This window comes from Mycobacterium sp. (assembly GCF_049280035.1).
In the GTDB taxonomy this organism is placed as follows: Bacteria; Actinomycetota; Actinomycetes; order Mycobacteriales; family Mycobacteriaceae; genus Mycobacterium.
Genome location: NZ_JBAPPI010000845.1, coordinates 1 through 9312 on the forward strand (window position 1 = coordinate 1; position 9312 = coordinate 9312).

A 9312-nucleotide genomic window follows, 5' to 3' on the forward strand; every position below is an offset into this window, starting at 1 on the left:
CCGAAACCGTTGAGTATCAGGTGGTGACCGACAAGCCGTGGTCGGGATTCAATTACTACCTGGGCGATTACCGCTCCACGGTGGCCGTCAACGCCGACATCAAACAACTGATGTCGAACCTGCCGCGGCTGGTGGCCCACGAATCCTATCCGGGGCACCACACCGAGCATTGCCGCAAAGAGGCCGGGCTGGTCAACCGAAAAGGCCAGGCCGAGCAGACCATTTTCCTGGTGAACACCCCGCAGTGCCTGATGGCCGAGGGCCTGGCCGATTTGGCGCTGTATGCCGCGATCGGCCCGCGCTGGGGGCACTGGGCGTCCGAGATCTACGCCGATCTAGGGCTGAGGTTCGACGGCGGGCGCGCCGAGGCGGTTTCCGAAGCGTCGGCGGCCCTGGCGGGTGTGCGCCAGGACGCGGCGTTGATGTTGCACGACGAGCATCGCGATGCCGACGAAGTGGCGGTATTTCTGCGGCGGTGGCTGCTGGTCAATGACACCCGCGCGCGCCAGATGCTGCGGTTTTTGGCCTCGCCGCTGTGGCGCGCCTACACCAGCACCTACGTCGAGGGCTATCGACTGCTACGAACCTGGCTCGACGACCGCCCGGCCGGCGTCAGCCTCACTGAACGTTTTGGCCGGCTGCTCGACGAGCCACTGATCCCGTCGGCGCTGCCCGACTAGTCCGTCTCGATAGACTGGCGCCCGTGACTGCCGCACCCCACACCTCCACCGCAGCCCCAGGCGCTGAATACGCCGATACCGCCAGCAGCGCCTACCGCGCAGCATTACAGGTCATCGAGTCCGTCGAACCGCGCATCGCCGCTGCGACACGCAAAGAACTTGCCGACCAACGCGATTCGCTCAAGCTCATCGCCAGCGAAAACTATGCCTCGCCCGCAGTGCTGCTCACCATGGGCAGCTGGTTGTCCGACAAATACGCCGAGGGCACCATCGGCCACCGCTTCTACGCCGGCTGTCAGAACGTCGACACCGTCGAGAGTGTGGCCACCGAGCACGCCCGTGAGCTGTTCGGCGCGCCGTACGCCTACGCTCAACCGCACTCCGGCATCGACGCCAACCTCGTTGCCTACTGGGCCATCCTGGCCACCCGGGTCGAGACACCCGGCCTTGCTGAGGCCGGGGCCAAGCACGTCAACGACCTGTCCGAGGCGGACTGGGAAGAGCTCCGCGCCAAACTTGGCGGCCAGCGGTTGCTGGGCATGTCGCTGGATGCCGGCGGTCACCTCACCCACGGCTTCCGGCCCAACGTCTCCGGCAAGATGTTCCACCAACGTAGCTACGGCACCGACCCGGAGACGGGGCTGCTGGACTACCACGCGGTCGCCGCCGCCGCGCGTGAGTTCAAGCCGTTGATCCTGGTGGCCGGGTACTCGGCCTACCCGCGGCGGATCAACTTCGCCAAGATGCGCGAGATCGCTGACCAGGTGGGCGCCACCCTGATGGTGGACATGGCGCACTTCGCCGGACTGGTCGCCGGCAAGGTATTCACCGGCGACGAGGACCCGGTGCCCTATGCCCACATCACCACCACCACCACGCACAAGTCGCTGCGCGGGCCACGCGGCGGACTGGTGTTGGCCCAGCCGGAGTACGCCGACGCGGTCGATAAGGGCTGCCCGATGGTGTTGGGCGGGCCGCTGGCACACGTCATGGCCGCCAAGGCGGTCGCGCTGGCCGAGGCGCGCCAGCCCGCGTTCGGGGCCTACGCCCAGCGGGTTGCCGACAACGCCAAGGCGCTGGCCGACGGGTTCCTGCGGCGCGGGGCGCGGCTGGTCACCGGCGGCACCGACAACCACCTCGTGCTGCTTGACGTGACGTCATTCGGGCTGACCGGCCGGCAGGCCGAATCGGCGCTGCTGGACTCCGGCGTCGTCACCAACCGCAACTCCATCCCCGCGGACCCAAACGGTGCCTGGTACACCAGCGGCATCCGGTTCGGCACGCCGGCACTGACCACCCGCGGCTTCGGCGCCGCCGAGTTCGACCGGGTCGCCGAGCTGGTGGTCGACGTGCTGACCAACACTGAACCCGGTTCGGGGCCCGCGGGGCCCTCCAAGGCCAAGTACACCCTGGCCGATGGCACCGTTGAGCGGGTGCACGACGCTGCCGCCGAGCTGCTGACGGCTAACCCGCTCTACCCGGGGTTGACTCTCTAGGGTCGTCCGAGCTGACCTCTGCTAGCGCCGAGCACTGCGCGGCAGATTTCACGGCACCTGTGTACGCGGGTTACGGTTACCTCATGGCACAGAAACCTGTCGCTAACGCGCTGATCCTCGAACTCGAGCCGGTCGTGGGGGAGAACCTCGACCGCCACCTCGATACCGAGAGCTTGTGGTTCGCGCATGACTTCGTGCCGTTCGAGCAGGGCGAGAACTTCGCCTTCCTCGGCGGGCGTGACTGGGCCCCGTCGCAGGTGACGCTGCCCAAAGCCATCACCGACGCGTGCGAGATCCTGTTGATCACCAAAGACAACGTGGCCGGTTACCACCGCGAACTCGTCGAGCACTTCATTCTCGAAGATAATTGGGCCCAGTGGATCGGCCGGTGGACCGCCGAAGAACACCTGCACGCCATTTCACTGCGCGAGTACTTCGTGGTGACCCGCGAGATCGACCCCACCGCCAACGAGCAGGTCCGCTTCGAGCATGTGTCACTGAAGGGGTATCGCGCCGACCAGTATTCCCAGGTCGAAACTCTGGTGTTCATGGCTTTGTTCGAGCGGGCCCACGCCGTGTACTGCAACAACCTGGCGGCCCAGATCGAAGAGCCGGTGCTGGCCGGTCTCATTGCCCACATCGCGCGAGACGAAGAGCGGCACGAAGAGTTCTTCTCGAACCTCGTCGCGCACTGCCTCGGCTACACCCGCGACGAGACCATCGCGGCGATCGCCGCTCGCGCGGCTGAGCTCCAAGTCGTCGGCGCTGACATCGACGCCTACCAAGACAAGGTTCGAAACGTCGCCGACGCAGGCATTTTCGGCCCGGATCAGCTGCGCCAGGTGATTTCCGATCGCATCACCGCATGGGGGCTGGCCGACGAGCCTGCGCTGCGGCAGTACGTCATCGGCTGAGACGCCGCTGAGCTTTTTCCACGGCGCGCCTGCGCGGCGCGCATGCCAAGACCGGAGTAGCGTCGCAGGCGATGGCTAGCGACATGCTCTGCTGTCCGGGCGGCGCCTCTCGTCTCGACTTCGACAGGACCGCCGGCCCCGGTCCTGGCGCCGCGGCCCCCGCCGAAATGTCCGTGCGGGCCGCACGGGTTTCCGCCCGGTGACGATGCGGCCCATGCAATGGGCAGCTGAGAATCCGGGTCATCAAAACCAGCCTGGTTATGACGCCCCGCGAGCATGGGTGGCGGTGGGGCCACACCCGCATGCGGCAGCGAACCAGGCGATGACTCGAGGAGCGCTCGTGACTGATTCCCCGGCGGTTCCACAGGACACCATCCGGACGTACGTGCTCGACACCTCCGTGTTGTTGTCCGATCCGTGGGCCTGTTCCCGCTTCGCCGAACATGAAGTGGTGGTTCCGCTGGTGGTGATCAGTGAGCTGGAAGCCAAACGCCATCATCACGAACTCGGCTGGTTCGCCCGTCAGGCGTTGCGCTTGTTTGACGACCTCCGGCTTGCCCACGGGCGGCTGGATCAGCCGATTCCCGTTGGGACACAAGGCGGTACGCTGCACGTCGAACTCAACCACAGCGATCCGGACGTGCTGCCCGCCGGGTTCCGCACCGACACCAACGACTCGCGCATCCTGTGCTGTGCCGCCAACCTGGCCGCAGAGGGCAAGCGAGTCACGTTGGTGAGCAAGGACATTCCGCTGCGCGTCAAAGCCGGTGCGGTGGGTCTGCCCGCCGACGAGTACCACGCGCAAGACGTCGTCACGTCCGGCTGGACCGGGATGACGGAGATGGAAGCCAGCGCCGAGGACATCGACGCGCTGTTCTCCGACGGCGAGGTCGATTTGGCCGCAGCACGAGACCTCCCGTGCCACACCGGGATTCGACTGCTCGCTGGCAGCTCTCATGCGCTCGGCCGGGTCAATGCCCACAAACGCGTTCAGCTGGTCCGCGGCGACCGCGAGGTGTTCGGACTGCGTGGTCGCTCCGCCGAGCAGCGGGTGGCCCTGGATCTGTTGCTCGACGAGTCGGTGGGCATCGTGTCGCTGGGCGGCAAGGCCGGCACCGGCAAGTCGGCGCTGGCGCTGTGCGCCGGTCTGGAAGCCGTGCTGGAGCGACGCACCCAGCGCAAGGTGGTGGTCTTCCGCCCGCTCTACGCGGTCGGCGGCCAGGAGCTGGGCTACCTGCCTGGCAGCGAGAGCGAGAAAATGGGCCCGTGGGCGCAGGCGGTCTTCGACACCCTGGAAGGTCTGGCCAGCCCGGCGGTGCTCGAGGAGGTGCTCTCGCGCGGGATGCTCGAGGTGCTGCCGCTGACCCATATCCGTGGTCGCTCGCTGCACGACTCCTTCGTCATCGTCGATGAGGCGCAATCGCTGGAGCGCAACGTGTTGCTGACCGTGTTGTCGCGGCTGGGCACGGGATCGCGGGTGGTGTTGACCCACGACATCGCTCAGCGCGACAACCTTCGGGTGGGCCGGCATGACGGGGTCGCCGCCGTGGTCGAAAAACTCAAGGGACACCCGCTTTTCGCGCACATCACGCTGTTGCGCAGCGAGCGGTCGCCGATCGCCGCGCTGGTCACCGAGATGCTCGAGGAGATCACGCGCGCTCCGCTGCCGTAAGCTTCCGGCCGTGCCGAGACGACCGAGACGACCAGACACCCTTGCGTGGCGGTACTGGCGCACGGTCGCCGGTGTGGTGGCAGCCGCCTTCGTCGTCGCCATCGGGGCGTTCACCGGGCACGTCAGGTTCGCCCACGCCAACGATGTCGTCGACTGCGCGCAAGTCAAGTGCGTGGCGTTGACGTTCGACGACGGGCCCACCCCGTACACCGATCGGCTGCTGGACGTCTTGACCGCCAACAAGGCCAAGGCAACGTTCTTCGAGATCGGCAACAAGGTTGCCGCCAACCCGGCCGGCGCCAAACGTGTCGTGGATGCGGGCATGGAGATCGGCAACCACACCTGGGAACACCCCAACATGACGACGCTGCCCCCGCCCGAGGTGCCCGCCCAGTTGTCGAGGGCCAACGATGCGATTGCCGCTGCCACCGGTGTGACGCCCAAGCTCTGGCGGCCGCCGGGCGGGCTGACCGACGCAGGAGTCAATGAGCAGGCCGCAAAGATCGGTTTGGCCGGAATCCTTTGGGATGTCATCCCTTTCGACTGGATCAACGACTCGAACACCGCGGCCAGCAGGTACCTGCTGATGACCCAGATCAAACCCGGTTCGGTGGTGCTGCTGCACGACACCTACTCCAGCACCGCTGATCTGGTGTACCAGTTCATCCCAGTCCTGAAAGCCAACGACTATCACCTGGTGACGGTCAGCCAACTGCTCGGGCGACGAACACCGGGCAGCGTGTACGGCGGCCGGGAGAACGGGCCGCCGGCCAATGACCTGCACGACATCCCGGCCTCAGAGATTCCGTCGTTGCCCAACACGCCGTCACCGAAGCCGATGCCCAACTTCCCGATTACCGATGTGCCGGGCCAGAACTCGGGCGGACCGAACAACGGCAGCTAAGCGCTTGTTGGTGACTGATCCGGGAGCTCACCCGCGACGGCAAGGGCCAGCAGCTCACCGCGACCGATCTGGCCGACCAGGCTGGCCGAGTCAAAGTAGATGCGCTCGTTGGTGATTCGATCACCGTCGAAGAAGAACACCGCGACGATCGGCACCCGGAACGCCTTGCCGGTGGGCGGCAGACCGTAGAACTCGCCGAGATTGGTGCCCAGCAGGTCGAATTCGGTGATCACCGCGTCATCGCTGAAGTGGTATCGAACGTTTTCGTGCCGCTGGTCAGGAAACGCGGTCCGGGTGGTCAGGTAGTAACCCATCACCTCGTCGTCGCCGTCGAAAACCTGGCCGGTGGCCATGATCTCGTAACGCGGGTGCCCGTTGAACGTGGCCAGGGTCCGGTCGAATTCCTTGGTCACCTCGGTGTTCATGTGCTCTTCGATGATGGCCAATCGGCGTTGCCGCAGTTCGTCGCTGGTCATGTCGGCTGGTCGTTCACCTTGGTCATCGCGAGCACGTCGAGGCGGCGGTCGAGTTCCTGTTCGGACAGCTTGTCGCCGATCAGCCCGCGATCGATCACCGTCTGGCGGATCGTCTTGCGCTCCTTGAGCGCTTGCTTGGCCACCGCGGCGGCCTCCTCATAGCCGATCACCGAGTTCAGCGGTGTCACGATCGACGGCGACGATTCGGCCAGCTCGCGCAAATGCTCGACGTTGGCGCTCAGCCCGGTAATGCAACGCTCCGCGAACAGCGTGGACACGTTGGTCAGCAGCTTGAACGACTCCAGCAGATTGCGGGCCATCATCGGGATGTAGACGTTGAGCTCGAAGGCTCCGCTCGCGCCACCCCACGCGATTGCCGCGTCGTTGCCGACCACCTGAGCGGCGACCTGGGTAACCGCTTCGCACAGAACGGGATTGACCTTGCCCGGCATGATCGAGCTGCCCGGCTGCAGATCCGGCAACTGGATTTCAGCCAGCCCGGTCAACGGACCGGACCCCATCCAGCGGACATCGTTGGCGATCTTGGTCAACGACACCGCGATGGTGCGCAGCGCGCCGGACGCCTCCACCAGCCCATCGCGGGCCGCTTGGGCTTCGAAAGCGTTGACCGCCGTGCGTAATTCGGTCAATCCGGTCTCTTTCACCAGCACCTCGACCACTTTGGTGCCGAAGCCGTCGGGAGCGTTGAGGCCGGTGCCTACCGCGGTGCCACCGATCGCCAGCTCACCCAACCTAGGAAGGCACCCGCGCACTCTTTCTATGCCGGCCTCGATTTGGCGGGCGTATCCGGAAAACTCCTGACCGAGTGTGACCGGGACGGCATCCATCAGATGCGTGCGGCCCGATTTCACCACCGTGCGCCACTCGCGGGCCTTACCCGCCAGCGCGTCGTGCAGCACCTGCAGCGCCGGAATCAGGTGGCGCACCGCGGCTTCGGTGGCCGCGATGTGGGTGGCGGTCGGAAAAGTGTCGTTTGATGACTGCGACATGTTGACGTCGTCGTTGGGATGCACGTCCACCCCGTTGGCCGCCGCGATCGACGCGATCACCTCATTGGCGTTCATGTTGGAACTCGTGCCGGACCCGGTCTGGAAGACGTCGATGGGGAACTGGTCGTCGTGGCGCCCGTCGGCGATCTCGGCAGCGGCCGCGATGATCGCGTCGGCCTTCTCCGGCGCCAGCAGCCCGAGGTCCTTGTTCACTTGCGCGCAAGCGCTTTTCAGCAGACCCAAGGCGCGGATCTGAGTGCGCTCCAGTCCACGTCCGGAGATCGGGAAGTTCTCCACAGCACGCTGAGTCTGCGCGCGCCACAATGCTTTTGCCGGCACCCGGACCTCGCCCATGGTGTCGTGTTCGATGCGGTATTCGGTGTCGTTTTCGGCGGTGTGAGCGCCCATAAATTGGGGTCCTTCTGTGGGTGGTTACGGCAGGGGGTATGCGGCGCTGCTGTCGCCGGTGAAGTCGATGGCCGAGTATTCGTTGAGCTTGGATAGCCGGTGGTAGGCCTCGATCATCCGCAGCGTGCCGGACTTGGAGCGCATCACAATCGACTGGGTGGTGCACCCGCCGGGCTGATAGCGCACACCCTTGAGCAGGTCGCCGTCGGTGACGCCGGTAGCGCAGAAGAAGACGTTCTCCCCGGACACCAAGTCCTCGGTGCTCAGCACCTTGTCGAGGTCGTAGCCGGCGTCGATTGCCTTCTGCCGTTCCTCGTCGTCCTTGGGCGCCAGCTGCGCCTGGATCTCCCCGCCCATGCACCGGATCGCCGCTGCGGTGATGATGCCCTCCGGAGTCCCGCCGATCCCGGCCAGCATGTCGGTGCCGGAGCCCGGCCGGCACGCCGAGATCGCGCCCGCCACGTCGCCGTCGGTGATCAATCGGATTCGTGCGCCGGTGGCGCGGACGTCGTGGATCAGTTGAGCATGCCGCGGGCGGTCCAGGATGCACACCGTCATGTCGGGCACCGACAAGCCCTTGACTTTCGCGACCGCCCGGATGTTGTCGGCGACCGGCGCGGTGATATCCAGCACGTGAGCCGCGTCGGGCCCGACGGCGATCTTGTCCATGTAGAACACCGCCGACGGGTCGAACATCGAGCCCCGATCGGCCACCGCCAGCACCGAGATGGCGTTGGGCATGCCCTTGCTCATCAGCGTGGTGCCGTCAATCGGGTCGACAGCGAAGTCGCAGTCCGGGCCGTCGCCGTTGCCGACCTCCTCGCCGTTGTAGAGCATCGGCGCGTGGTCTTTCTCACCCACGCCGATCACGACCACGCCGCGCATCGATACCGAATTGACCAGTTGGCGGATCGCGTCGACGGCCGCCGCGTCGCCACCTTCCTTGTCGCCGCGGCCGACCCAGCGCCCGGCAGCCATCGCACCGGCTTCGGTGACCCGGACCAGCTCCAGAGCAAGGTTGCGGTCCGGGGCTTCACGACGAGAACCTGCGCTCATGGTTGCCGATTGTCCCAGAAGCGGGTTGGCGCTCGGGAGCTGGGATACTCGTCATGTGACGACGCAGCCGCAGCCGACGGCCAAGCCGGCCAAGCCACGGCTGCTGCAGGACGGCCGGGATATGTTCTGGTCGATCGCGCCGCTGGTGCTGGCCTGCATCATCCTGGCGGGCATGGTCGGGATGTGCACGTTTGCCCCCGGCGGGACCAATCGCGGACCGGTGCCGTCCTACGACGCAGCCGGCGCGCTGCGGGCCGACGCGCAGACGCTCGGGTTCCCGGTCCGGCTCCCGCGGCTGCCCGAAGGCTGGCAGCCCAACTCCGGTGGCCGCGGCGGTATCGGAGACGGACGAGCCGACCCGTCGACCGGTCAGCGGGTGCGCGCGGTCACCTCCACCGTCGGATTCATCAGCCCTACCGGCATGTATTTGAGCCTGACCCAGAGCAACGCCGACGAGGCCAAGCTGGTCGGCTCGATCCACCCGTCCATGTACCCAACTGGAACCGTCGACGTGGAGGGCACCCGGTGGATCGTCTATCAGGGTGACGACGGTGTCGAGCCGGTGTGGACCACGCGGCTGGCCAGTCCGGTCGGGCCTGCCCAGGTCGCGATCACGGGTGCCGGGAGCGTCGATCAGTTCCGTACGCTGGCAGCCGCCACCCAATCACAGCCGCCGTTACCGGCGCATCGGTAGAA

General features: G+C 66.3%; 8 protein-coding genes and 1 pseudogene. 6 read left to right on the forward strand and 3 right to left on the reverse strand.

The features are described 5' to 3' along the window. The 5 genes and pseudogenes from WAN71_RS27015 to WAN71_RS27035 form a co-directional block, all read left to right on the forward strand. A pseudogene (locus WAN71_RS27015) lies at nt 1-680 on the forward strand (DUF885 domain-containing protein); the annotation flags it as partial. A 23-nt stretch (nt 681-703) separates the two neighbouring features. Continuing rightward, nucleotides 704-2176: a glycine hydroxymethyltransferase gene (locus tag WAN71_RS27020; protein WP_422228262.1), complete on the forward strand. Its 1473-nt coding sequence runs from the start codon at nt 704-706 to the stop codon at nt 2174-2176. Nucleotides 2177-2259: 83 nt separating this feature from the next. After that, complete coding sequence (locus WAN71_RS27025; protein WP_422228263.1) at nt 2260-3090, forward strand: acyl-ACP desaturase; 831 nt, start codon at nt 2260-2262, stop codon at nt 3088-3090. A 373-nt stretch (nt 3091-3463) separates the two neighbouring features. Continuing rightward, nucleotides 3464-4762 carry a PhoH family protein gene (locus WAN71_RS27030; RefSeq protein WP_422228268.1) on the forward strand — a complete coding sequence of 433 codons (1299 nt, stop codon included), beginning with the start codon at nt 3464-3466 and terminating at the stop codon, nt 4760-4762. 100 nt (nt 4763-4862) lie between these two features. Continuing rightward, the gene (locus WAN71_RS27035) at nt 4863-5666 is read left to right on the forward strand and encodes a polysaccharide deacetylase family protein (RefSeq protein WP_422228269.1); all 804 of its coding nucleotides are present in this window, start codon (nt 4863-4865) and stop codon (nt 5664-5666) included. Here the strand turns inward: WAN71_RS27035 and WAN71_RS27040 are convergent. Genes WAN71_RS27040 through glpX form a run of 3 tightly spaced genes read right to left on the reverse strand, consistent with a single transcriptional unit; the run spans nt 5663 to nt 8616 of the window. Further along, a complete protein-coding gene (locus tag WAN71_RS27040) occupies nt 5663-6142 on the reverse strand; it encodes an ester cyclase (protein WP_422228264.1) in 480 nt (159 codons plus the stop codon). The two genes, WAN71_RS27035 and WAN71_RS27040, sit on opposite strands and share 4 nt — an antisense overlap. After that, nucleotides 6139-7560: a class II fumarate hydratase gene (locus WAN71_RS27045; RefSeq protein ID WP_422228265.1), complete on the reverse strand. Its 1422-nt coding sequence runs from the start codon at nt 7558-7560 to the stop codon at nt 6139-6141. Before WAN71_RS27045 ends, WAN71_RS27040 begins: the two co-directional genes overlap by 4 nt. A gap of 24 nt (nt 7561-7584) precedes the next feature. Next, nucleotides 7585-8616: a class II fructose-bisphosphatase gene (glpX, locus tag WAN71_RS27050; protein ID WP_422228266.1), complete on the reverse strand. Its 1032-nt coding sequence runs from the start codon at nt 8614-8616 to the stop codon at nt 7585-7587. A gap of 55 nt (nt 8617-8671) precedes the next feature. Here glpX and WAN71_RS27055 point away from each other — a divergent pair, with 55 nt between their 5' ends. Then, entirely contained in the window at nt 8672-9310 is a 639-nt protein-coding gene (locus WAN71_RS27055; protein ID WP_422228267.1) for a DUF4245 domain-containing protein, read from the forward strand. The last annotated feature ends 2 nt before the right edge of the window (nt 9311-9312 follow it).